Genomic DNA, 21887 nt, shown 5'->3' with positions numbered 1-21887 from the left:
GGAGCCCATCCATGAGCTACCCCGACAAGAACCAACCCACCGACCCGACCGCCATGACCGCGGTCGAGCTGGTCTCCGCCTACGCGGCGGGCGCGTTGTCGCCCGTGGAGGCGACCGAGGCGATCCTGCGCGCGATCGCCGACCGCGACGGCGCGCTCAACGCCTTCTGTCTCGTCGACCCCGATCGCGCCCTGGTGCAGGCGAAGGATTCCGAGGCCCGCTGGCAATCCGGTCACGCCCGCGGCCTGCTCGACGGTGTGCCGATCTCGATCAAAGACGTGTTCCTGACCGAGGGCTGGCCCACCCGCCGCGGGTCGACGTCGATCGATCCGGCCGGACCGTGGCCGGTGGACAGCCCGGTGGCCGCGCGGCTGCGCGAAGACGGCATGGTCTTCCTCGGCAAGACCACCACCCCGGAGATCGCCTGGAAGGCGGTCACCGACAGCCCGCTGGCGGGTGTCACCCGCAATCCGGCCGATCCGTCCACCACGGCGGGCGGCTCCTCCGGCGGTAGCGCCGCGGCCGTCGCCGCGGGCATGGGCCCGGTCTCGGTGGGCACGGACGGCGGTGGCAGCGTGCGCATCCCGGCCGCCTTCTGCGGCATCGTCGGGTTCAAGCCCACCTACGGCCGGATTCCGCTGTTCCCGGCCAGCCCGTTCGGTCCGCTGGCGCACGCGGGCCCGATGACGCGCACCGTCGAGGACGCGGCGCTGCTGATGGACATCCTGTCGCTGCCGGATCCGCGCGACCCCACCGCACTGGCTCCCACGCTCACCGCGTTTCGCGCGGAGATGCAGCGCGACGTGCGGGGATTGCGCGTCGCGTACTCCCCGACTCTCGGCTACGCCGAGGTGGACGCAGAGGTCGCCGCGATCGTGGACGCGGCGGTGGCTCGCCTGGCCGAGGCCGAGCTCACGGTCGGCGCCGCCGATCCGGGCTTCGAGGATCCGCGCGAGGCGTTCGAACTGCTGTGGGCGGCCGGCGCGGCCACCATGCTGTCCGGCTTCCCGGAAGGCACGCGCGACCGGGTGGACCCCGGGTTGCGTGCGGTCTGGGAGCGCGGTGAGACCGTCACCGCCGTCGACTATCTCGCCGCGCGCAACGTGGCGGCCGGAATCGGCATCGCGATGGGCGCCTTCCACACCGACTACGACGTCCTGATCACCCCGACGGTGCCGATTCCCGCGTTCGAAGCGGGACACGACGTGCCGCCCGGCAGCGGCCTGCGCAGCTGGCCCGAATGGACCCCGTTCACCTACCCGTTCAATCTCACCCAGCAGCCCGCGATCAGCATCCCCGCGGGCACCACGCGCGCGGGCCTGCCGGTCGGGCTACAGATCGTCGGTCCGCGTCACTCGGACGATCTGGTCCTGGCGGTGGCCCGCTACGCCGAATTCGTGCTGGCTTCCTGAACCCGAGTGGCCCCGCGGCATGCCGCGGGGCCACCGTATGTGCCGACAGAGCGGACCGGCTCAGGCGGTGAGCCAGATGGCCTCGGCGGCGGGGCGCCCGAGGTCCGTCTGCGAGTCGGTGGCACCGATGCGGATGGCGATGGTGCCCGCGAAGTCGCGGCGTTCCACGACCGTGATGGCGGTGTCCAGCGCGATGCCGACGGAGTCGAAGTAGCGCAGCATGTCGGGGTCGGCGTCGGAGATGCGCGCGACCCGGCCGGTCTCGCCCGCGTGGAAGTCGCTGAGCTGGCGCGCGGGCGGGGTCGGCACCGCGCCGTCCACCGAGGGGATCGGATCGCCGTGCGGGTCGCGATCGGGGTATCCGAGCTTGGCGTCGATCCGGGCCATCAGCAGTTCGGAGACCGCGTGCTCGAGCACCTCGGCCTCGTCGTGCACCTCGTCCCAGCCGTAACCGAGCTCGTTCACCAGGAACGTCTCGATGAGCCGGTGTCTGCGCACCATCGCGACGGCGGCGCGGCGGCCCTCGGGGGTGAGGGCGATCGCCCCGTAGCGGGCATGCTCGACCAACCCCTGGTCGGCGAGTTTGCGGACGGCTTCGGACACCGTGGAGGCCGACACGCCGATCCGCTCGGCGAGCAATTTGGTGGTCACCTTCTCCTGCGACCACTCCTGCGCGGTCCAGATGACCTTCAGGTAGTCCTGGGCGACCGACGAGAGCACAGGCGCGATCGTCGCGGTACCGCCGTGCGCATCGCCCGGCGCCGGGGCGTCGGCCAACTCGCGTCGAGTGGCGATATCTCGTTTACCTGGCACACCCCGAGCTTAGGCACTGGCGTGCCGATACACACATCCTCGACCCCGCCGTCGCCCGATCGCGAACGAAACGCGATTCGCCGTTCACTCTCCGGTGTGCGCCGCGAGGCCTCGCTCGGCCGTGCCGTCCGCGGCAGACGATTACACGGTTCCCGAGAGATCCAGCGCCCGGCGATGCGCGGCCACGCCGTCGAATCGCGCACCGGTCAGCCGGGCCGTCGCCGATGGGCCGATCATCGCACCGGACAGTTCGTAGAACGTCGCCGTGGCGAATCCGGCGAACCGGTCGCCGGTCACGTCGAGTTCGAACGCGACGATTCCCTTGCGCACGACAGAGGGGTCGGCTCGATCCACGGTGAACTCCAGGAACGCGCCGGTGACGCGAGAGCCGTCGGCTCGCCAGCTGCCCATGCCGTTGCTGTCGCTGGTGGCACGGTTGCCGTGATCGGGGTTCGACTGCAGCATCGTGCCGCCCGGGTGGAACTGCATGACGTGGTAGCCGAACGGAGCGCCGTCGGCGACGACCTCCCACGTGCCCAGTATCGGATGTCGATCGCTCATGACGTGCCCGGTGTCGGCGTGCGTGGGGCCCTGCGTGGTCATGCCGCGCCTCCGCAGACGGTCCCGAGCAGCGCGATGCCCCGGTCGATGTCGTCGCGCGGCACGTTCGCGAAGCTCAAGCGCATCGTGTTGCGGTGGCCGGCGACGTCGTCGGCGTAGAAAGCGCTTCCCGGCAGGAACGCGACCCCCAGCCGCAGGGCCTCCGTCAGGGCCGCGTCGGCATCGAAACCCGGCGGGCCCTCGACCCACAGGAACATCCCGCCCTCGGGTTCGGTCCACCGGAACCCGGCCGGGAGATGCCGCCCGACCGCGGCGGTCAAGGCGTCCAACTTGGCCGAGTAGGCGCCGACGACGTGCGCGAGGTGCGTGGTGCCGGCCGGACTGGCGAGGAATTCGGCGGCAATCGCCTGGCAGTACGTCGATGTCTGCATATCGATGCCCTGCTTCAACGCGAGCACGGTTTCCAGCAGATCCGCGGGCATAACGGTGATCCCGACACGAATCGCCGGAGCGAGAGTTTTCGACAGGGACGTGATGTAGACCGAGTTGTCCGGCGCGAAAGACGACAGCGCGGGCGGTGCGACGCCGCGGTAACGCAGGTCGGTGTAGACGTCGTCCTCGACAATCAGCGTGCCGTGCCGGACGACAATCTCCGCTATTCGTTCACGCCGCTGGGCAGGCATCGTCCGCCCGGTCGGATTCTGGAACGTGGGCAGCAGGTAGACGAAAGTCGCGTCGTATCGGGACAGAGCCTCCTCGAGCGCTTCCGGCACGATGCCGAATTCGTCGCACGGCACCGCGACGATGGTCGCGCCGTGGCTGCGGAATTCCTTCACGGCCGGGCCGTAGGTCGGTGTTTCGACGAGCACCACGTCCAGCGGATCGAGCAGCGCCAAACACACGTTGTGCAAAGCGCCGGATCCGCCGGTCGAGATATGCAAGCGATCGTGCGGGCACCGAATATCGCGACTGCGCAGAAGGTTTCGCGCTTCGTCCAGGAGTGGGGCGAAGCCTCGGGTCATGCCGTACTGGAGGACGGCGCTGCCGTATCGGTCGATGACGTTCTGCGAGAGCGTCGCGACGAGCTCGCCCGGGAGCAGGGTGGGATCGGGTGCTCCGACGGCGAACGAGACGACCTCGGGGCGGCGGGCCAGCGCCGCGAAGATGTCGTCGATAGGTCCGCTGCGCACCGCGGCCGCGCCGCGGCTGCGTAGGCGGGGCGCCACGTCAGGAACCGACCGGGTCGCGGCGCCGGAGGCGGGCAACGACTTCGGGCACCTGGGCGTCGTATTCCGGCGTCAGCACCACGTCGTCGTTGAAAAGGGGATCGGTCCGCATTTCCACCGCGACCAGGTCCTCGGTCTCGTCGAGGTTCACCGCCACGTGCACCACGCCGTCCGGGATGTAGATGAACTCGCCCGGACCGTGGAAATGCGGAATCAGCTCCGGCCCGATCAGGGTGACCGCCCGCCCGCGCAGGCAGACGACGACGATCTCGCTGTGCGCGTGATAATGCGCCTTGGACACGGCGCCGGGGTTCATGTTTACCATGCCCGCCGAGATGCCGGTGGCGCCACACGTTTCGGTGGTGACGCAGGGGATGAGGCGTTGTCGTTGCCGCCCGATTGTTTCGGCCGCATCGGACGGTTTGATCACACGCACGTGCTTGACTGCACTTTTCATGGCTACTCCGGGGGCACTCCGTCACAGACGGATTGGACGCTAGACCATTCCCGCTGTTGGCGAGAGGAGCTCGGAAGCCCGCGGAAAACCACGGATGTATCGGCTCTTTCACCAAAACGTCGGATTCGTTTCCGGCGGGCGAAGTTTTCGCGGAGATGTCGGCGAACCCGACGTCCCGGCACGGTGGCACGTAAGCGTACGGGTAGCCGGGCCATCTCCCCGCTACGCCGGGGACGTGCCTTTCCGCCGCCGGCGGCGAGCGGCTCGGTCACGATCACGACCCGCCCGGCCGCACCGCAGAGCAGGCAGACGGCGTCCGTGTCGTATCCGTCCTGGTGACGTGCGGCCTATTCGCGCCCGCCGCACCTCGAGCGCTCGAAGCCTGCCGTCGGCTCACGGCAGCGGAACCGTTGTGTGAGATCGGCACGCCCGAATACTGTTCGCTACCTGATTTGCGTAGGCTGCGCACTGTGCAGAGATGGCGAAGTCTCGACGAGGTGCCCGCGGACTGGGGGCGCTGTGTCCTCACGATCGGTGTGTTCGACGGTGTGCACCGCGGCCACGCGCAATTGATCAGCCGGGCCGTGAAGTCGGCCGCCGCGCGCGGTGTGCCCGCCGTGCTGATGACGTTCGATCCGCACCCGATGGAAGTGGTCCGCCCCGGCTCGCACCCCGCGCAGCTGACCACCCTCACCCGCCGCGCCGAATTGGCCGAGGAACTGGGCGTGGACGTGTTCTGCGTCATGCCCTTCACCCATGAGTTCATGAAGCTGACTCCCGCGCGTTATGTGCACGACCTGCTGGTGGAGCGGTTGCACGTGGTCGAGGTCGTGGTCGGTGACAACTTCACCTTCGGTAAGAAGGCCACGGGCACCGTCGAGACCATGCGCGAGCTCGGCAAGCGCTTCGGTTTCGAGGTCGACGGCGTGACGCTGCTCGCCGAACACGCCGTGACCTTCTCCTCGACCTACATCCGCGCGTGCGTCGACGCAGGGGACATGGCGGCCGCGGCCGAGGCGCTGGGACGTCCCCATCGGGTGGAGGGCGTCGTCGTGCACGGTGACGGCCGGGGCAAGCAACTCGGTTTTCCCACCGCGAACGTCGCGCCGCCGATGCACGCCGCGATTCCGGCCGACGGCGTGTACGCCGGATGGTTCACCGTGCTCGGCCCCGGACCCACCATCGGGACCGTCACCCCGGGCGAGCGGGCCATGGCCGCCATCTCGGTGGGCACCAACCCGACCTTCTCCGGCCGCGCCCGCACCGTCGAGGCGTATGTGCTCGACGGCGAGGCCGATCTCTACGGTCAGCACGTCGCGGTGGACTTCGTCGAGCACATCCGCGGCCAGCGCAAGTTCGAGTCGGTGGAGGAGCTCGTCGAGTGCATGGGCCGCGACGTGGAGACCGCGCGCAAGATCCTCATCGCCGTCGACGCCGGGTGAGCGTCAGGACTTCATGAAGTCGAGCAGGTCGTCGTTGAGCTGCGCGGCATGCGTGATGTACAGGCCGTGCCCGGCGGTGGGGTACTCCTTGTAGACGCAGTCCGGAACGAGTTCCGCGGTGCGCCTGCTGCTGGCGTCGATCGGGATGGACTGATCCGGCACGCCGTGCACGACCAGAGCGGGTATGGGCAGATTCCGCAGGGTCTCACGGTGGTCGGACGGGAAGGTCGACTCCCAGACCGCGATGGTGGCCCACGGCGCGGCGGACAGGCAGCGGCGCGTCTCGTGCTCGATCAGCGCGGGGGAGACGTCGTTGCCGAGGTGGGTGGCGAAGTAGCCTTGCGCGCGGTCGGCGAACCATTTGGGCCGGTCGGTGCGCCACTGCGCGACGGAGGCCAGGGCCGCCTCGTCCGGTAGGCCATAGGGATTGTCCTCGGTCTGTCGCAGGAACGGCAGTGTGGTGGCGAACAGCGCGAGGCGCGCGACCCGCGCGGTGCCGTGCCTGGCGAGGTAGCGCGCGACTTCCGCGCCGCCCGCGGAGTGGGCGACCAGGGTGAGCTCGCGCAGGTCCAGGTGTTCGATCAGCTCGGCCACGTCGTCGGCGCGGGTGTCCAGGTCGTATCCGGTCGACGGCCGGTCGGAGCGGCCGTGCCCGCGCCGGTCGAGCAGCACGCAGCGGTAACCCCGCTCGACGAAGAACGGGACCTGGTACTCCCACATCTCCGTGTTCAGCGCCCACCCGGCGATGAATACGATCGGTGCTCCGGTTCCGTAGTCCTCGTAGGCCAGGCGGGTGCCGTCGGTGGTCTCCAGGTAGGGCATCGTCTTCTCCTCGTATTCGGCGGTACGACAAGAAGATTCGCAGCCGGACCGCGCGGAGTCGATTACCCGGAAGGTAATGCCGGCGCTTCCCTGTGGCGCGCGGCCGGAACCGGGGGCGAGATCCGCGGGCGGCGATTTCGGCGTGCGGCGTCCGGTCCGGTAGGGTGGTCCCTCGGGTTTGCTGCGGTCCGCGGTGGCGCCCATACCCGGGTAACCGGACCTTCGAGCGCGGAACTGAGAAACAGGAGTGGATGCCCCATGGCGCTGACCACCGAGCAGAAGTCGGCGATTCTCGCCGAGTACGGCCTGCACGAGAAGGACACCGGTTCGCCGGAGGCGCAGATCGCGCTGCTGTCCAAGCGGATCGCCGACATCACCGAGCACCTGAAGAAGCACAAGCACGACCACCACACCCGGCACGGTCTGATGGCGCTGATCGGTCGTCGCAAGCGGCTGTCGAAGTACCTGCAGGACAACGACATCAACCGCTACCGTTCGCTGATCGAGCGCCTCGGGCTTCGTCGGTAGTTCTTTCCGGCGCCCTCGGCGCCGAGGTTCGCGGGCGCTCATGGCTCGCGTCCGAGCAACCGCTGCCGGCGACTTCGTCGCGGACGCAGTGATCCCTCGACGCGAGCCGGGCCGCGAACGGCGCGCAACCCTGCGGCGGTTATAGCTGCCGTGGTCGACTTGCGCGCTCCAGTGTGTGGGGGTGAGCTCGGATCCGCCCGCCGGGTCAGGGCGTGCCCGGCCCGGTGTGCCGATGGCAGGGGGCCGTTCGGCGGCCGCGAGGGCCGATCGGTTCGGTCGACTCCCAGGAGTCGGGTCCGGGCGCTCGTGGACCGCGGTGGTGGTGACAGGCGGTCCGACATGGAGTGCCCGAGGCGGTCGCTGGTTCAGCCGACGGGGAGACGTACAATCGCTCCGTTGGCTATTTGTGTATAGGGGTGGATCGCCCCCCTGCGCACGACAACATTGCACAGCCGTATGCACCCGCCCGCGTGGCGTCGGTCTTCGGTAGTGGCCTATCGGCAGCGAGTTGACGCCGTCGGGCTTCGATCGATGACCGCCTCCGCGTCGCCGTCTCCAAGGGGATTCGGCCGGGTGCGCGCGTCGCAGCCAGGAGGGTTGCCGCGCGTCCGTACCCGGTACGGCTGACGACAGCCGGATCGCGCCACCGTGCGCTCGAGCCGGCGAAGACGAGAGGTTGAGAGAGAAGAATGACCGAAACAACTGAACGCAAGAGCACCGCCGTCGAGGTCGAACCGGGCGTGTACGAATCCGTCGCGCTGATCGACAACGGCAGCTACGGCACCCGCACCGTCCGGTTCGAGACCGGACGCCTCGCCCGGCAGGCCGCCGGCTCGGTCGCCGCCTACCTGGACGACGAGACCATGCTGCTGTCGGCCACCACCGCGGGCAAGCAGCCCAAGGACCAGTTCGACTTCTTCCCGCTGACGGTCGACGTCGAGGAGCGGATGTACGCCGCGGGTCGCATCCCGGGATCGTTCTTCCGCCGTGAGGGCCGTCCCTCCACCGACGCGATCCTGACCTGCCGCCTGATCGACCGGCCGCTGCGCCCGTCGTTCGTCGACGGCCTGCGTAACGAGATCCAGGTCGTGGTCACGGTGCTGAGCCTGGACCCGAAGGACCTCTACGACGTGGTGGCGATCAACGCCGCGTCCGCGTCCACCCAGATCTCGGGCCTGCCCTTCTCCGGGCCGGTCGGCGGCGTGCGCGTCGCGCTGATCGAGGGTCAGTGGGTCGCCTTCCCGACCACCGAGCAGCTCGAGGGCGCCGTGTTCGACATGGTCGTCGCGGGCCGCGTGGTCGACTCCGGCGATGTCGCGATCATGATGGTCGAGGCGGAGGCGACGGAGAACGTCATCGCGCTGGTCGAGGGCGGTGCGCAGGCGCCGACCGAGGCCGTCGTCGCGGAGGGCCTGGAGGCCGCCAAGCCGTTCATCGCCCGCCTGTGCCGTGCCCAGCAGGACCTGGCCGAGCTGGCCGCCAAGCCCACCGAGGAGTTCCCGCTCTTCCCGCCGTACGGGCAGGACGTGTACGAGGCCGTCGAGGGCACCGCCAAGCGTGAGCTGAGCGAGGCGCTGAGCATCTCCGGCAAGCAGGAGCGCGAGGAGAAGATCGACCAGATCAAGCTCGCCGTGCTCGAGCGGCTCGTCGACGACTTCGCCGGACGCGAGAAGGAATTGGGCGCGGCGTTCCGCTCGGTCACCAAGAAGCTGGTGCGTCAGCGGATCCTGTCCGACGGCTTCCGCATCGACGGCCGCGGCCTGGCCGACATCCGCGCGCTGTCCGCCGAGGTCGCGGTGGTGCCCCGGGCGCACGGCTCGGCCCTGTTCGAGCGTGGCGAGACCCAGATCCTGGGCGTCACCACCCTGGACATGGTGAAGATGGCCCAGCAGGTCGACTCGCTCGGCCCGGAGACCAGCAAGCGCTACATGCACCACTACAACTTCCCGCCGTTCTCCACCGGTGAGACCGGCCGCGTCGGTTCGCCCAAGCGCCGCGAGATCGGCCACGGCGCGCTGGCCGAGCGGGCGCTGATCCCGGTGCTGCCCAGCCAGGAGGAGTTCCCCTACGCCATCCGCCAGGTCTCGGAGGCGCTGAGTTCCAACGGCTCCACCTCGATGGGCTCGGTGTGCGCCTCCACCCTGTCGCTGCTGAACGCGGGCGTGCCGCTGAAGGCGCCGGTCGCCGGTATCGCGATGGGCCTGGTCTCGGACACCATCACCAACGATCAGGGTGAGGAAGAGGTCCGCTACGTCGCGCTGACCGACATCCTCGGCGCCGAGGACGCCTTCGGCGACATGGACTTCAAGGTCGCGGGCACCCCCCAGTTCGTCACCGCGCTGCAGCTGGACACCAAGCTGGACGGCATCCCCTCGCAGGTGCTGGCCGGCGCGCTGAGCCAGGCCCACGACGCGCGCGCCACGATCCTGGACGTGATGGCCGAGGCCATCGCCACCCCGGACGAGATGAGCCCGTACGCGCCGCGCGTCACCGCGATCAAGATCCCGGTCGACAAGATCGGCGAGGTGATCGGCCCCAAGGGCAAGGTGATCAACCAGATCACCGAGGAGACCGGCGCCAACATCTCCATCGAGGACGACGGCACCGTGTTCGTCGGCGCGACCGACGGCCCGTCGGCGCAGGCCGCGATCGACGCGATCAACGCTATCGCCAACCCGCAGCTGCCGAAGGTCGGCGAGCGCTTCCTCGGCACGGTCGTCAAGACCACCGCCTTCGGCGCGTTCGTCTCGCTGCTGCCGGGCCGCGACGGTCTGGTGCACATCTCCAAGCTGGGTAATGGCAAGCGGGTAGCCAAGGTCGAGGACGTGGTGAACGTCGGCGACAAGCTGCGGGTGGAGATCGCCGACATCGACAACCGCGGCAAGATCTCGCTCGTGCCGGTCGAGGAGAACACCGAGGAGCCCGGCGACGACGCGGCCGATGCGGGTTCGGCCGGGACCGAGTAGTACTTGTCCCTGTGACGAAGAAGAAGACGACAACCCCTCTGCTCAGCACCGGGCAGGGGGGTTCGTCACTAGAGCTGCGGGCGGACTCGGACAGCGGAGTACGGCGCACCGTGCTGCCCGGCGGATTGCGCGTGGTCACCGAGCATTTGCCCGGGGTCCGCTCGGCCTCTGTCGGCGTCTGGGTGGGCGTCGGGTCGCGCGACGAAGGCCCCACCGTCGCGGGCGCCGCGCATTTCCTGGAGCACCTGCTGTTCAAGGCGACGCCGACGCGCTCGGCCCTGGACATCGCCGAGGCGATGGACGCGGTCGGCGGCGAACTCAACGCGTTCACCGCGAAGGAGCAGACCTGCTACTACGCGCATGTCCTGGACGAGGACCTGCCCCTGGCCGTCGATCTGGTCTCGGACGTGGTGCTCAACGGTCTGTGCCGGGCGTCGGACGTGGACGTGGAGCGGCAGGTGGTGCTCGAGGAGATCGCCATGCGCGACGACGATCCCGAGGACCTGGTCGGCGATTCCTTCCTGGCCGCGCTGTTCGGTGATCATCCGATCGGGCGCCCGGTGATCGGTTCCGTCGAATCCATCGAGGGGATGCGGGCCGCGCAATTGCGGTCGTTCCACCTGCGGCGTTACCGGCCGGACCGGATGGTGATCGCGGTCGCGGGCAACGTGGAGCACGACCACACCGTGGAATTGGTGCACCGTGCTTTCGAGAACCGGCTCGAACCCGCGGCGACGCCCGCACCGCGGCGCGAGGGCCGGTTCCGGCCGCACGGCGCTCCGCAGCTGCACTGGAGTCATCGCGACAGTGAGCAGGCGCATCTGGCGTTCGGCGTGCGCGCCTTCGGGCGGCACGAAGGGGAGCGGCGCTGGCCGCTGTCGGTGCTGAACACCGTGGTCGGCGGCGGGCTGAGTTCGCGTCTGTTCCAACGCATCCGGGAAGAACGCGGGCTGGCCTACTCGGTGTATTCCAGTGTCGACACCTTCGCCGACACCGGCGCGTTCTCGGTCTACATCGGCTGCCAGCCGGAGAACCTGGGTGAGGTGGCGGCACTGGCCCGCGGCGTCCTGGAGGAAGTCGCCGCCGACGGCATCAGCGACGCCGAGTGCGCCCGCGCCAAAGGCTCGTTGCGCGGTGGGCTCGTGCTCGGCCTGGAGGACTCCGCCTCGCGCATGAATCGTCTGGGGCGCAGCGAACTCAGCTACGGCAACCATCGCAGCGTGTCGGAGACTCTGGCCCGCATCGACGCCGTCACCACCGAGGAGGTGTCCGCCGTCGCGCGCACGCTGCTGGCGCGGCCCTTCGCCGCCTCGGTCGCCGGGCCGTACAAGCGCACCCGTGAGCTACCTGCCACCGTCCGGCGGTTGGTGCCGAGCTGATCGTCGCGAGCGAGGGGGCCGCGGCTCGGCGGGGAATCCGTTACCGCGATACTGTTTCGGCCGCCCGGCCCTCGGTCCCCGTTGGAGGGCGCTGAACTCGATTGTCCGGGTATGGGATCCGGCGATCTCTGGCAAGGAGTCGAGATGAACCGAACGAATCGTGCCCTTCGCGCGCTGGTAACGGTATCGCTGCCCGTCCTCGTGCTGTCCGGGTGCGGCGGAACGGACGCGGAGGCGGGCAAGGCGGGCGAGCCGACCGAGTCCGCCCTGCGCGCGGAAGCCACGAAGATGACCGACGCGCTGGCCAGTCACGACTACGCCGCCGCGTACCGGTTCCGTTCCGCGCGGTGCAAGCTCACGCTCAACGAGGACGACTACGTGGCGTCCATGGCGCAGGTCTACGACGGCCGTGACCTGAAGTCCAAGCCCGCGCGGATCACCGTCACCACCTCCGGCTCGACCGGCACGGTCACGGTCGAACATTCCGACGCCCGCGCGGGGCAGGACGACACGAAGCCGAAGACCTGGACGTTCATCGACGGGCAGTGGCGCTTCGACAACTGCTGAGCGCGCACTGCCTCGGCAGGGTCAGTCCCCGCGGGCGCGATTGGCGGCCGCGACGATCGTCGGCACCAGCCCCGGCAGGGCGGCCTCGAGGTCGTCGATGCGCAGGCGCTGGCAGGTGTGACCGTCGATGATCAGGCGCTCGATCACACCCGCGTCACGCAGGATCTTGAAATGGTGGGTGGCGGTCGATTTGTTGATCACCTCGTAGAGCGCGCCGCAGCGGACCGCCGTTCCCGCGTTGCCGAGCCGGCGCACCATCTCCAGGCGCACCGGGTCCTGCAGCGCGCTGAGCACCGCGGGCAACGCCGCCACCGGGGGCGCCTGCTGGTCCGCGTCTCGCGCATCGGGCATGATCCGGCTCACTCTCAGGTTTGATGATCGTCGTACTGGATGTATCGTCGACTGCGGTTCGATCATCATCAAACTTACCTGATCGGAGTTCCGATGGCAGCGACAACGGCGGTGGCCGTCGAGGAGCAGGCCGCGCAGCCCTGGGCCTATGCCCTGGTCCTTGCGGCCAGTGGCGTAGCGCTGGGGGTTTCGGGCGTTCCGGCGCCGCTCTACGGCATCTATCAGAAGCAGTGGCATCTCTCGCCGCTCACCACGACCATCGTGTTCGCGGTGTACGCGGTGGCCGCCCTGGGCGCGGTGCTGGTGTCCGGGCGGATTTCCGACGTGGTCGGCCGGAAACCGGTGCTGCTCGGCGCTTTCGCCACGATGGTCGCCGGGCTGCTGGTGTTCGTGCTCGCCGACAGCGTGCCGATGCTGCTGCTGGCGCGTGCGCTGCACGGCATCGCGGTCGGCTCGACCGTGGTCGCGGGCGCCGCCGCGCTGCTGGATCTCCGTCCGCACCGCGGCGCGCGATCCGGGCAACTCAGCGGTGTCGCCTTCAATGTGGGGATGGCGGTGGCGATCCTGGGCTCGGCGCTGCTGGCGCAGTACGCACCGCATCCGCTGCGCACGCCTTACGTCGTGATCACCGTCGTCTGCCTGGCGATCGGCGCCGGTGTGCTCGCGCTGCGCGAACCGCACTCGGCCCGGGTGGCCGGACGTATCAGGATCGCGAAACCCGCCGTACCGCAGGAGATTCGCGGCGACTTCTGGTTCTCCGCCATCGGCGTGATGGCGGCCTGGTCGGTGCTGGGCGTGCTGCTGTCGCTGTACCCCTCGCTGGCCACGCAGCAGACCGGCATCCACAACCTGGTCTTCGGCGGCGCCGTCGTCGCCTCGACCGCGCTCTCCGGCGCCACGGTGCAACTGTTCGCGACCGGCGTGCCCGCCCGGTGGGCCGCGATCCTCGGCGACACCGGCATGGCGCTGGCGCTGCTGCTGACGGTGCCCGCGCTGGCCACGCACAACTGGATCGCCGTGCTCGCCGCGGGCGTCGCGCTGGGTGCGACCTTCGGCCTCGGCTTCGGCGGATCGCTGCGTCACCTGTCGGAGGTCGTGCCGCAGCACAAGCGCGGCGAGACGATGTCGGCGTACTACTTGCTCGCCTACTCGGCGATGGCCCTGCCCACCATCCTGGCCGGTTGGGCGGCCACCACCTGGGGTCTGAGCACCGTGTTCCCGTGGTTCGTCGGAGTGGTCGCCCTCGCCTGCCTGCTCGCGGCCGGTCTCGGCCTGCGCCGCGACCGGGCGGAGGTCCAGCGGGCATGAGCGGCGATTGGCTTTTTGCCATGAGTGTCCGCTAATGTTCTGTGTCGCATCACGGGCACCGCGATGCGAATGCGGATGTAGCGCAGCTGGTAGCGCATCACCTTGCCAAGGTGAGGGTCGCGGGTTCGAATCCCGTCATCCGCTCCACGAAATCTCCCGACCCGCTTCCGGGTGTCACCCGGAACGGGCAGGTCATTCCAGTTTCCGGTGTCATTCGAGCGCATCCGGCTCGCTCGCCGTTTCGGTATTCCCGTCCAGAGTTCGACCGCGGTAGTGCAGTGGGCAATGAGTGCGGTCCGGTATCGCGCCCCGAAAAGGGGCGCACCCATAGCTTGCTCCGGAACCGCGTCATGCCGAAGCCGGGAATTACCGGCATCGTCGGGCGGCCGACATGCGGCGGGTGGTCTGGCGCCGCTTCTTCGCCGGTCGTCCCGCGAACGAGAAAGTTTCCTACCGCGACCTCTTGCGCTCATTTCTGGACAGTGCTATAAGAAATCTATCTGAATCGACACAGGTTATCTCGGTACCACGAGGTAGATGGAGTGAGTTGGAGGTGGCGACCATGTTGATGCGTACCGACCCGTTCCGCGATCTGGAGCGGTTCACGCAACAGGTGCTCGGCACGGCAGCACACCCGGCCGTCATGCCGATCGACGCTTGGCGCGAGGGCGAGGAATTCGTGGTCGAGCTCGACCTACCCGGTATCGATCCCGGCTCCCTGGACCTGGACATGGAACGCAATGTCCTCACCGTGCGCGCACAGCGCCCCGAATTGGACGCCGGCCGGGAGATGATCGCCGCGGAGCGCACCCGCGGAGTGTTCAGCCGTCAGATATTCCTCGGAGAGGGACTCGACACCGAGCGCATCGGCGCCGACTACACCGATGGCGTACTCCGGCTGCGAATCCCGGTCGCCGAACGGGCGAAACCCCGCAAGATCGAGGTCGCCCGCGGTAACGGCCACCAGGTGATCGACGCCTGATCGCCGCGGGGCCCAGCACGTTCCGGCAGGAGGTGAAGGGTCGTGACCATGCTCGACACGTGGGATGACGTCTGCGAGTCACCGCTGCTGGATGCCGAACTCGAGGTGTTGTTCGCCGAGGTGGACGAGATCCTTTGTGAGGCTCTGGCTCCCGCGCGATGTCCGCCGGCGCCGCCGCGCCTGGCTTCTGCCCACGAGAGGGTGACCGGGGTGCGGCGCTCCTCGGAAGTGGCCGCCCTGCGCGGCCGAATCCCCGCGCACCGTCCGCACCCGCGCGAGCGCGGACCTCCGCGGGCGAAGAGGCATCCGGTCGGTGTCAACGGAAAGACGAGCACAGCGAAAGGCAGGTGATGCCCGGACCGATCGAACCGTCACGTCACTCTCTTCCGACGCGGGCCCGGTACCCGGTGTCCCGGGCCCGCAGCCCCCCCATCCCCGCGACACGCTTTCCCATGACAATCACCACGCATGCCCCGGTTCGATCCCGGCCGCCACGCGGGCATCGCGAGACCGTCGTTCCCGCCACGGCCACCGAATGGCGCTACGGCACCGTCGCCTGGTTCGACACCGAGAAGGGCTTCGGCTACCTCGAGCCCGATGACCGCACCAGCCCGGTGTTCGTCGACTTCCGCGCCATCGACACCCGCGGATACAAAACCCTCGGCCCTGGGCAAACCGTCGTTTTCACCACCACGATCACCGACCGCGGACCCGAAGCGGCGACGGTACGTCCCTACCCACGCCCCGGTACGTCCGGGCGGTAGTTCCGCCGCACCGGGACTTCGCGTCCGTCGTCTCCGGATTCGTTCGAGCCCAGCCGATGGCAATGCCGGAAGCTGTGCGCAGATCAGCGCAGTTCAGGGGGCGATTCGGGCGGTATTTCGGCTCAGCATGTTTCGTCCCGATCGGTCCGGGCATGTCAGCACCTGCGGGCTTCGCCGTGAGGCCCCGATCGGTTACTGCTAATCGACCCAGTCGTCCGCGGCGAACGGAGCCGGCAGTGAAGATCGCCATGGTGATCGAGCACGCAGGCCCGCTGAGCGTGGCCGCAGCGACAGGGGCGGATATCGCTCGGCCACAGTCCGGAACAGGCGGCGGACGGTGCCCGGGGTCGGAAGACGCGTTGGAGCGGGATTGATGGCGGCGGCCGATCCGCTCGTCGTGATCGGCGACGCGCTGCTCGACATCGACGTCGACGGTCGCGCCGACCGGTGCAGCCCGAATTCCGCGGCTCCTGTAGTTGACGTCGAACACCGGACGTTCCGTCCCGGTGGGGCGGGACTGGCAGCCCGGCTCGCCGCGACGGGAGAGCGGGAAGTCGTTCTCATCGCCGGCTTCGCCTCCGACGAGGCGGCTGCCCGGCTGCGCGGACTGCTGGACGGCCACGTCCGGGTCATCGCGCTGCCCCTGCGCGGTTCGACGGTCTGCAAGCAGCGGGTGCGGGCGATCGGTCCGTGGGCCGCCCCGAACGGGCACGCCAGGACCAAGGAGCCCCGGCGGCCGGTCCTGATCACCAGGATCGATTCCGGTACGGGACGACTCGGCACCGATCTGCTGCCCGAGGCGGCGCACGCCGTGCTCGCGGCGGCGCATGCCGTGGTGGTCTCGGACTACGGTCGCGGCATCGCGACCCACCCGCAGATCCGCGCGCTGCTGCGCGCCCACGCCGCTCACGTCCCGGTCGTCTGGGATCCCCATCCGCGCGGATCCGTCCCGATCCCGGGTGCGGCTCTGGTCACCCCGAGTCGCGCGGAAGCGCTCGCCCTGCTGTCCGGTCGGCTCGATGACGGACCGGACCTGTGGAAACTCGCCAAAGGGTGGGCCGTGCAGGCGATCGCGGTGACCCTCGGATCGGAGGGCGCCCTGATGTGCCTGCGCGCGTCGGGTAAACGCCTGCGCATCCCGCTTCCGGCCGCGGCCAAGGCTCCCGACGGCAGCGACGCCTGCGGCGCGGGCGACAGTTTCGCCATCGCCGCGGCAGCCCAGTTGGGCCAGGGCAGCGGACCCGAAAGCGCGGTGCGCCGCGCTGTACTCGCGGCGGCCGAGTTCGTCGGCTCCGGTGCCGCCGCGGCGTTCTCGGAATCGGAACCGGCCACGGTTTGCGGAGTGCCTGCCGCCTGGGGCGATCCGGGGACGTGACATTCGCCTCGCTACCCGGGTTCGGGATCTGCGGGACACCGCGCATCCGGCGCGACGGCTCGGATCGCGCACCTGGTGAATCGGGAGTCACGCTGTGCGAAAGCTCTGGATGCCAAGCGGTTACCGCGGATTACGAATTCCTGGGTGGGCTCGTTTGCCGGGCTTATCGCACCCGGGCGGGACATGGATGACATACTGGCTCTTGGGTCCCCGGTTGCCGCCACGATGTGCGCGTGCGCCGGCCGTTGAGTCAACAGCGGATTCTCGGCCCGACGCGTCCGCGTCCGCGTGATCCCGTCGAGGGATGGCGTCGACCCGCGGACCCGTTGCGGCCGCAAGCCCCTTGTACCTCGGAGAGGCACTGCATCCATGACTCGGCATATGGAGCCCCGCACGTCCGTCTTGACCCCCACCGGTTCGGCACCGGAGCCCCCTGCGGTCGGAAGCTTCCGCTTCTGGTTCGCCACCCGTCGGTGGGAATGGTCCGCGGAGGTCTATCGCATGCACGGCTACCGGCCCGGCGAGATCGAGCCCACCACAGAGCTGCTGCTCGCACACAAACACCCCGACGACCGCACACACGTGGCCGAGACCATCACACGCGCCATCGATCACGGCGAAACCTTCTCCAGCAGGCATCGGTTCATCGACCTGTCCGGCCAGGAACACACCGTGCTCGTCGTCGCCGACCGGATCCTGGACGACACGGGCACCGCGGTCGGGACCTCCGGCTTCTACGTCGACCTCTCCGACACCCTCGCCGAGGCGCACGAAGCTATGCTGGCCGCGACGCTGCCCGGACTCTACGAGAACCGCGCCGTGATCGAGCAGGCCAAAGGCGTGCTCATGCGCATCTATCAGATCAGCGCCGAGCAAGCGTTCCAGGTCCTGCGCTGGCGGTCGCAGGAAACCAACACCAAGCTGCGGGCGCTCGCCCAGCAGTTGATCACGGAGTTGCTCCAGGTGCCGCCGCCACCGCCGGACCTGGTCGCCGCCTTCGACCACATCCTGCTCACCGTCCACCACCGCATACCCCGCGACTGATGACCGAGCGACAGGCAGCCGGAACGCCGCGGGGCATTTCGTTTTTCGGACCGATGCCCCGGCAGACTTCGTCCATCGCACTGACACCACCGGCGCTCACCGCCAGGCTCGAAGTTGCGGTCTTGTGCCGATACCGGCCGCGGGGGAGGTGCGCATGACCTGTCAGAACGGCGTCGAAGGCGTCCGAACCGGCGACGGCCTGATCCTCGTCACACACGGTGAACTCGATGCGGCGACGGCCGAGGGATGCCTCACGTCGATGACCGAAATCGTCGAAAAATACTGCGGCACAACGCCGAACCCTCTTCCGGTGCTCATCGACCTGTGCGAGGTGCGTTTTCTGTCCTGTGCGGGCGTGCGCGTGGTGCTGGGGCTGGCGGAATGGGGTGCGCGAGCGGGCGTACCGGTCGGCATGACCGTGCCGGACGAGGTGCCCGTGCGGCGCATCCTGGACCTGCTGGCGGTGCGGCAGAGCGTGCCGGTCATGGCGTGCCCGGTGCCTGCGATGCACGGCGGCGACCAGCCGCGCGTGTGCCGGTCATCCGCGGCCGCCCGTGCGGACGAGACGGCGGGGCGGGCGGACGAGGAGCAGCGGCCGCATCCCCCGAACGCACATGCACACCGCTCGGCCGTCCGAAATACGAACAAGACCGCCCACGAGCGCTTGACGCAACGGTAGGGCGGTACTCGGCGACCGTCGCCTCGTCGGCCATCGCACGAGCGCGTCGACCGCTGGAAAAGGGGAATCGAGGAAGCTCATGTCACTGGCGACCGCGAACCACAGGACCGCCACGCCCCGCCGGGCCCGGCGAGGAACCGACAGCTACGACGGAATCGAACCGTGGCTCGCGAAATTGCACGCGATGGCCGAGAACGACCCCGGACGTCCGCGGCTGCGGGAAGAGATCATGCGCCGGTGCCTGCCGCTGGCCGAGCATATCGCCCGTCGCTTCGTCGGTCGCGGAGAGAATTACGACGATCTGTACCAGATCGCCGCTGTGGGATTGGTGCTCGCGGTCGACCGCTTCGACCCGGGACGGGGACCGTCGTTCCTGTCGTTCGCGGTCCCCACGATCATGGGGGAGGTGCGCCGCCACTTCCGGGACCACAGCTGGGCGGTGCGGGTCCCGCGCCGGATCAAGGAGATCCAGCTGACCATCGGCCCGGCCGTGGAGCGGCTGTCCCAACGTCTGGGACGAATGCCCACCGCGCTCGAGATCGCCGTGGAGCTGGACATCGACCTGACCGAGGTCACGCAAGCGCTGCTGGCGGGTAACGCCTACTCCACGAACTCCATCGATGCCGTCATCGATGACGACGACACCGGCAGCGCCGCCGTTCGGGTCGCGGAGACGTTCGGCGAGGAGGACCCCTCCTACGACCTGACCGACGAAGCGCTCGCGGTCGCCCCATTGCTGGCCGAACTGCCCGAACGCGAGCGGCGCGTACTGCGCATGCGTTTCTTCGAAGGATGTACGCAAGCCCAGATCGCCGCCGCGCTCGGCGTCTCGCAGATGCACATCTCGCGCGTCTTGTCGCGGACGCTCGCCGAACTCCGAGCGCGCGCTCTGCGCGACTGATCGCGACCGCCCCCGCGCCGCGCTCGGCCGGGATCGCCGCAGGCCAAGGTGCGCGGGATCACGCTTGGAGCGTCGTATGGGGGAATCGGCCGTACGCGTCGCGGTAGGCGGTCGCGAATCGTCCCGGATGGGCGAAGCCCCATTCCGCGGCGATCGAGGTCACGGTGTGGCCGTCCTCGGGTGAGCAGTCGCGCAGCTGTTCGTGCGCCCCGCGTAGCCGAAGGCGGCGCAGGTACGCCATGGGTGTGCTGTCGAGATGGCGACGGAACGCCAGTTGCAGCGCGCGGACGGTGACGTAGGCGGCCGCGGCGATGTCGGCGACGGTGATGTCGTCGCGGACGTGCGATTCGAGGTACGCCAGCGCGCGCCGCACCGTCTCGGGATGGGCGTCGTTGCGGTCGCGCGCGGTCGGATCGGTGTGTGCCGTGCTGGGGAGGGTGTGCAGCACGCTGGCGGCGAGGTACTGCGCGGCAGTGGAGGCGACCAGCGGTTGTTCACTCACCGTGCGGTCGAGGGCGAGACCGCGCATGTGCTCGAGCACATTCGACAGGTGCCGCGCGGCGGCCGGGGACACCGGCCGATGACCTGTCAGCCGGATCGGTTCCAGGTCGCGGTCCGTTGCCGAGGCCGCGACCCGGGTCAGCAGAGCGGGATCGAACATCGTGATGCTGTAACGGGCGTGGTGGACCACCCCGGAATACGGCAGGTCCGGTGGTGTGAGCAGCCCGACGTCGCCCGCCTGGAAGAAGTCGGTGGTGCCGTCGATGTAGTTCTCTTCGATCGTCCCCATGGCCACCTGGCACAGGCATATCTTGCCCAGCGGCTGGGCGTCGTACTTCATGTCGAAGCTCAACTCGAGCTCGTCCAGGCTGACCGGACCGAGCAGTTTCCGGGTGATGTTCGTCCGGACCGGTACCCCCGTGCTGTTGCCGATCCGCATCTTGGTGTAGTTCAGATTGAGGAAGTCCTCGGTCGCACTCAGACTGTCGCTGTGGAAGGTGAGTGATTCCATCGATGCGACGCTCCTGCTCTCTCGAATACGGCATCCCGTCCGGCACGTCGTAAGGGGTTTGTCGAGCCCCTTTGCTCGGCGTACGGACTGGTCACGACCGTTTCACTCGGTGGCAGGGCATCGGCCGCGGTCGTTACCGCAGAGGCGAAAGCCGATCCGGACATACCGCTACGGCGTATACCCGCTTCGTCGAGGTTCAATCGTCGGAGCATCTTCCACTCTACGGCGCGCGATCGCGGCGAGCCGGGTCCAGCGCCGCATGCGGCGTCCGCCACCGGCCCGCACGAGTGTCGGAAGTGTTTCGTCCGTGCCCGAGCGGCCACCCTGAACACGAGGGGCTCGGTTCGCCCCTGCACTGGAAACCGTCCGAAGAGACGAGGAGGTCCTATGGTTTCGCGGGACACGATCGCGCAATTGCGTCAAGACATCACCACCGCCGAGGACACCGGCGACGAAGCCAACGCCGAGCGTCTGCGTGGCGAACTCGCCGAAGCGATCCGGGAAGCGGGCAAGGACACCGAGACCGATCAGCGGTGACGAATCCGCGTCCGCGCGGGCCTGCGGCGCACGGTGCCGCAGGCCCGCGCGCCGGTCACCCGGCGCTCTCCCGGTTCTCCAGCCCGACGGCCTCGGCGAGTTCCCTGCGGTGACGCAGCAGTTCGGGATGATCGGCGCTCAGCTCGCTCATGAGGTCGGCCGGTCCGTCGGCGATCGCGTTGAGTTTCTGCTGGATGGCGGCGTCGGAGCGGGACGAAGAATCCCGCCTTGGAGGCCACCGCGCCGGCCGTCGTCGCGAAACGGTCGAAGACCGACAACTTGCCGGTGACCTCCGAGGGCATGGTCGGTGTTTGTCCTGCGCCGGAGTGTTCAGCACGTTGAGCCATCCGAAGTCCTCTCGAATCTGTTGCCGCCGTTCGTCATTCGTCGGGATCGTCGCGTGGCGGCAGATAGGGTTCGGCGTCTGCCGGATGGCCGTGGGCGATGTTGCGCGCCCGGGCCAGTTCGGCATCGAGCTCCGCGCCCAGCAGGACCGCGATGTTCGAGATCCACAGCCACACGAGGAAGACCACGACGCCACCCAGGGAGCCGTAGACCCTGTTGTAGGAACCGAAGTGGCCGACGTAGAACGCGAATCCCCAGGACGCCCCCGCCCACAGCAGGACGGCCAGCGCGCTGCCGGGGGTCAGCCACCGGAATCCCGGCTGCCGCACATTCGGCGCCGCCCAGTACAGCAGGGCGAAGACCAGGCTGATCAGTGCCATCATCACCGGCCACTTGACGATGCCCCAGACGGCGAT

Annotated in this window: 23 protein-coding genes and 1 tRNA gene; 16 read left to right on the top strand and 8 right to left on the bottom strand. The window is 68.9% G+C overall.

All coding sequences use genetic code 11. The features are described from left to right. The first annotated feature begins 11 nt into the window (after nt 1–11). Nucleotides 12–1412 (top strand): amidase, encoded by a 1401-nt coding sequence (locus tag ON29_RS19190; RefSeq protein WP_083863782.1) that lies wholly within the window; start codon nt 12–14, stop codon nt 1410–1412. Between the two features lie 60 nt (nt 1413–1472). Here ON29_RS19190 and ON29_RS19185 read toward each other — a convergent pair whose 3' ends face one another. The 4 genes from ON29_RS19185 to ON29_RS19170 form a co-directional block, all read right to left on the bottom strand. Beyond that, nucleotides 1473–2141: a metal-dependent transcriptional regulator gene (locus ON29_RS19185; protein WP_174315409.1), complete on the bottom strand. Its 669-nt coding sequence runs from the start codon at nt 2139–2141 to the stop codon at nt 1473–1475. Nucleotides 2142–2366: 225 nt separating this feature from the next. Then, nucleotides 2367–2828 carry a hypothetical protein gene (locus ON29_RS19180; protein ID WP_174371842.1) on the bottom strand — a complete coding sequence of 154 codons (462 nt, stop codon included), beginning with the start codon at nt 2826–2828 and terminating at the stop codon, nt 2367–2369. After that, the gene (locus tag ON29_RS19175) at nt 2825–4012 is read right to left on the bottom strand and encodes an aminotransferase-like domain-containing protein (protein WP_040868120.1); all 1188 of its coding nucleotides are present in this window, start codon (nt 4010–4012) and stop codon (nt 2825–2827) included. The genes ON29_RS19180 and ON29_RS19175 overlap by 4 nt, the downstream gene beginning before the upstream one ends. 1 nt (nt 4013) lies before the next feature. Beyond that, complete coding sequence (locus ON29_RS19170) at nt 4014–4469, bottom strand: cupin domain-containing protein (RefSeq protein ID WP_051175377.1); 456 nt, start codon at nt 4467–4469, stop codon at nt 4014–4016. Nucleotides 4470–4939: 470 nt separating this feature from the next. On the opposite strand from ON29_RS19170, the gene ON29_RS19165 reads away from it, so the two are divergent. After that, nucleotides 4940–5911 carry a bifunctional riboflavin kinase/FAD synthetase gene (locus ON29_RS19165; RefSeq protein WP_051175376.1) on the top strand — a complete coding sequence of 324 codons (972 nt, stop codon included), beginning with the start codon at nt 4940–4942 and terminating at the stop codon, nt 5909–5911. Between the two features lie 3 nt (nt 5912–5914). Here ON29_RS19165 and ON29_RS19160 read toward each other — a convergent pair whose 3' ends face one another. After that, nucleotides 5915–6733 (bottom strand): alpha/beta fold hydrolase, encoded by an 819-nt coding sequence (locus ON29_RS19160; RefSeq protein ID WP_040868116.1) that lies wholly within the window; start codon nt 6731–6733, stop codon nt 5915–5917. Nucleotides 6734–6991: 258 nt separating this feature from the next. Here ON29_RS19160 and rpsO point away from each other — a divergent pair, with 258 nt between their 5' ends. The 4 genes from rpsO to ON29_RS19140 all read left to right on the top strand — a co-directional run bounded on the left by rpsO (nt 6992) and on the right by ON29_RS19140 (nt 12173). Continuing rightward, complete coding sequence (gene rpsO / locus ON29_RS19155) at nt 6992–7261, top strand: 30S ribosomal protein S15 (protein WP_039799352.1); 270 nt, start codon at nt 6992–6994, stop codon at nt 7259–7261. Nucleotides 7262–7950: 689 nt separating this feature from the next. After that, nucleotides 7951–10227, top strand: coding sequence for a polyribonucleotide nucleotidyltransferase (locus ON29_RS19150; protein ID WP_040868087.1), 2277 nt, complete (start codon nt 7951–7953; stop codon nt 10225–10227). A 38-nt stretch (nt 10228–10265) separates the two neighbouring features. Then, nucleotides 10266–11606, top strand: a complete 1341-nt coding sequence (locus tag ON29_RS19145) for a M16 family metallopeptidase (protein ID WP_051175379.1) — start codon at nt 10266–10268, stop codon at nt 11604–11606. Nucleotides 11607–11750: 144 nt separating this feature from the next. After that, the gene (locus ON29_RS19140; protein ID WP_157172830.1) at nt 11751–12173 is read left to right on the top strand and encodes a hypothetical protein; all 423 of its coding nucleotides are present in this window, start codon (nt 11751–11753) and stop codon (nt 12171–12173) included. A gap of 21 nt (nt 12174–12194) precedes the next feature. Here ON29_RS19140 and ON29_RS19135 read toward each other — a convergent pair whose 3' ends face one another. Continuing rightward, entirely contained in the window at nt 12195–12524 is a 330-nt protein-coding gene (locus tag ON29_RS19135; RefSeq protein WP_040868114.1) for an ArsR/SmtB family transcription factor, read from the bottom strand. A 93-nt stretch (nt 12525–12617) separates the two neighbouring features. Between ON29_RS19135 and ON29_RS19130 the strand changes: the two genes are divergently transcribed. The 9 genes from ON29_RS19130 (at nt 12618) to ON29_RS19090 (ending at nt 19577) form a co-directional block, all read left to right on the top strand. Continuing rightward, nucleotides 12618–13832 (top strand): MFS transporter, encoded by a 1215-nt coding sequence (locus tag ON29_RS19130; RefSeq protein ID WP_040868084.1) that lies wholly within the window; start codon nt 12618–12620, stop codon nt 13830–13832. A 71-nt stretch (nt 13833–13903) separates the two neighbouring features. Continuing rightward, a tRNA-Gly gene (locus ON29_RS19125) sits at nt 13904–13979 on the top strand. A gap of 400 nt (nt 13980–14379) precedes the next feature. Beyond that, nucleotides 14380–14814 carry an Hsp20/alpha crystallin family protein gene (locus tag ON29_RS19120; RefSeq protein WP_174371841.1) on the top strand — a complete coding sequence of 145 codons (435 nt, stop codon included), beginning with the start codon at nt 14380–14382 and terminating at the stop codon, nt 14812–14814. 42 nt (nt 14815–14856) lie between these two features. Next, nucleotides 14857–15165, top strand: coding sequence for a hypothetical protein (locus ON29_RS19115; protein WP_040868082.1), 309 nt, complete (start codon nt 14857–14859; stop codon nt 15163–15165). Nucleotides 15166–15266: 101 nt separating this feature from the next. Continuing rightward, nucleotides 15267–15578, top strand: coding sequence for a cold shock domain-containing protein (locus ON29_RS19110; protein ID WP_083863779.1), 312 nt, complete (start codon nt 15267–15269; stop codon nt 15576–15578). 373 nt (nt 15579–15951) lie between these two features. Then, the gene (locus tag ON29_RS19105; RefSeq protein ID WP_051175375.1) at nt 15952–16953 is read left to right on the top strand and encodes a PfkB family carbohydrate kinase; all 1002 of its coding nucleotides are present in this window, start codon (nt 15952–15954) and stop codon (nt 16951–16953) included. A 369-nt stretch (nt 16954–17322) separates the two neighbouring features. After that, complete coding sequence (locus ON29_RS19100) at nt 17323–17997, top strand: PAS and ANTAR domain-containing protein (RefSeq protein ID WP_306307221.1); 675 nt, start codon at nt 17323–17325, stop codon at nt 17995–17997. A gap of 154 nt (nt 17998–18151) precedes the next feature. After that, the gene (locus tag ON29_RS19095; protein WP_157172829.1) at nt 18152–18676 is read left to right on the top strand and encodes an STAS domain-containing protein; all 525 of its coding nucleotides are present in this window, start codon (nt 18152–18154) and stop codon (nt 18674–18676) included. Between the two features lie 79 nt (nt 18677–18755). After that, nucleotides 18756–19577 carry an RNA polymerase sigma factor SigF gene (locus tag ON29_RS19090; RefSeq protein WP_051175373.1) on the top strand — a complete coding sequence of 274 codons (822 nt, stop codon included), beginning with the start codon at nt 18756–18758 and terminating at the stop codon, nt 19575–19577. Between the two features lie 58 nt (nt 19578–19635). Here the strand turns inward: ON29_RS19090 and ON29_RS19085 are convergent, their stop codons facing one another. Further along, entirely contained in the window at nt 19636–20589 is a 954-nt protein-coding gene (locus tag ON29_RS19085; protein WP_040868079.1) for a helix-turn-helix transcriptional regulator, read from the bottom strand. A 387-nt stretch (nt 20590–20976) separates the two neighbouring features. Here ON29_RS19085 and ON29_RS35955 point away from each other — a divergent pair, with 387 nt between their 5' ends. Beyond that, on the top strand, nt 20977–21126 hold the full coding sequence (locus ON29_RS35955; RefSeq protein WP_157106969.1) for a hypothetical protein: 150 nt from the start codon (nt 20977–20979) through the stop codon (nt 21124–21126). A 380-nt stretch (nt 21127–21506) separates the two neighbouring features. Here the strand turns inward: ON29_RS35955 and ON29_RS19075 are convergent. Beyond that, the coding region (locus tag ON29_RS19075; RefSeq protein ID WP_040868077.1) for a YihY/virulence factor BrkB family protein at nt 21507–21887 on the bottom strand (381 nt) is incomplete at its 5' end.

It is taken from the genome of Nocardia exalbida NBRC 100660 (assembly GCF_000308575.1).
Lineage (GTDB): Bacteria > Actinomycetota > Actinomycetes > Mycobacteriales > Mycobacteriaceae > Nocardia > Nocardia exalbida.
The sequence above is the reverse complement of the archived record's forward strand: the minus strand, read 5'-3'. Positions and strand labels throughout refer to the sequence as shown.

What these genes read in the sequence shown, in the direction of transcription:
- ON29_RS19100 (WP_306307221.1), top strand. Translation starts at nt 17,323, where the DNA reads ATGACTCGGCATATGGAGCCCCGCACGTCCGTCTTGACCCCCACCGGT.
- ON29_RS35955 (WP_157106969.1), top strand. Translation starts at nt 20,977, where the DNA reads ATGGTTTCGCGGGACACGATCGCGCAATTGCGTCAAGACATCACCACC.
- ON29_RS19085 (WP_040868079.1), bottom strand. Translation starts at nt 20,589, where the DNA reads ATGGAATCACTCACCTTCCACAGCGACAGTCTGAGTGCGACCGAGGAC.
- ON29_RS19170 (WP_051175377.1), bottom strand. Translation starts at nt 4,469, where the DNA reads ATGAAAAGTGCAGTCAAGCACGTGCGTGTGATCAAACCGTCCGATGCG.
- ON29_RS19160 (WP_040868116.1), bottom strand. Translation starts at nt 6,733, where the DNA reads ATGCCCTACCTGGAGACCACCGACGGCACCCGCCTGGCCTACGAGGAC.
- ON29_RS19180 (WP_174371842.1), bottom strand. Translation starts at nt 2,828, where the DNA reads ATGACCACGCAGGGCCCCACGCACGCCGACACCGGGCACGTCATGAGC.
- ON29_RS19130 (WP_040868084.1), top strand. Translation starts at nt 12,618, where the DNA reads ATGGCAGCGACAACGGCGGTGGCCGTCGAGGAGCAGGCCGCGCAGCCC.
- ON29_RS19150 (WP_040868087.1), top strand. Translation starts at nt 7,951, where the DNA reads ATGACCGAAACAACTGAACGCAAGAGCACCGCCGTCGAGGTCGAACCG.
- ON29_RS19135 (WP_040868114.1), bottom strand. Translation starts at nt 12,524, where the DNA reads ATGCCCGATGCGCGAGACGCGGACCAGCAGGCGCCCCCGGTGGCGGCG.
- ON29_RS19095 (WP_157172829.1), top strand. Translation starts at nt 18,152, where the DNA reads ATGACCTGTCAGAACGGCGTCGAAGGCGTCCGAACCGGCGACGGCCTG.
- ON29_RS19140 (WP_157172830.1), top strand. Translation starts at nt 11,751, where the DNA reads ATGAACCGAACGAATCGTGCCCTTCGCGCGCTGGTAACGGTATCGCTG.
- ON29_RS19110 (WP_083863779.1), top strand. Translation starts at nt 15,267, where the DNA reads ATGACAATCACCACGCATGCCCCGGTTCGATCCCGGCCGCCACGCGGG.
- rpsO (WP_039799352.1), top strand. Translation starts at nt 6,992, where the DNA reads ATGGCGCTGACCACCGAGCAGAAGTCGGCGATTCTCGCCGAGTACGGC.
- ON29_RS19190 (WP_083863782.1), top strand. Translation starts at nt 12, where the DNA reads ATGAGCTACCCCGACAAGAACCAACCCACCGACCCGACCGCCATGACC.
- ON29_RS19090 (WP_051175373.1), top strand. Translation starts at nt 18,756, where the DNA reads ATGTCACTGGCGACCGCGAACCACAGGACCGCCACGCCCCGCCGGGCC.
- ON29_RS19105 (WP_051175375.1), top strand. Translation starts at nt 15,952, where the DNA reads ATGGCGGCGGCCGATCCGCTCGTCGTGATCGGCGACGCGCTGCTCGAC.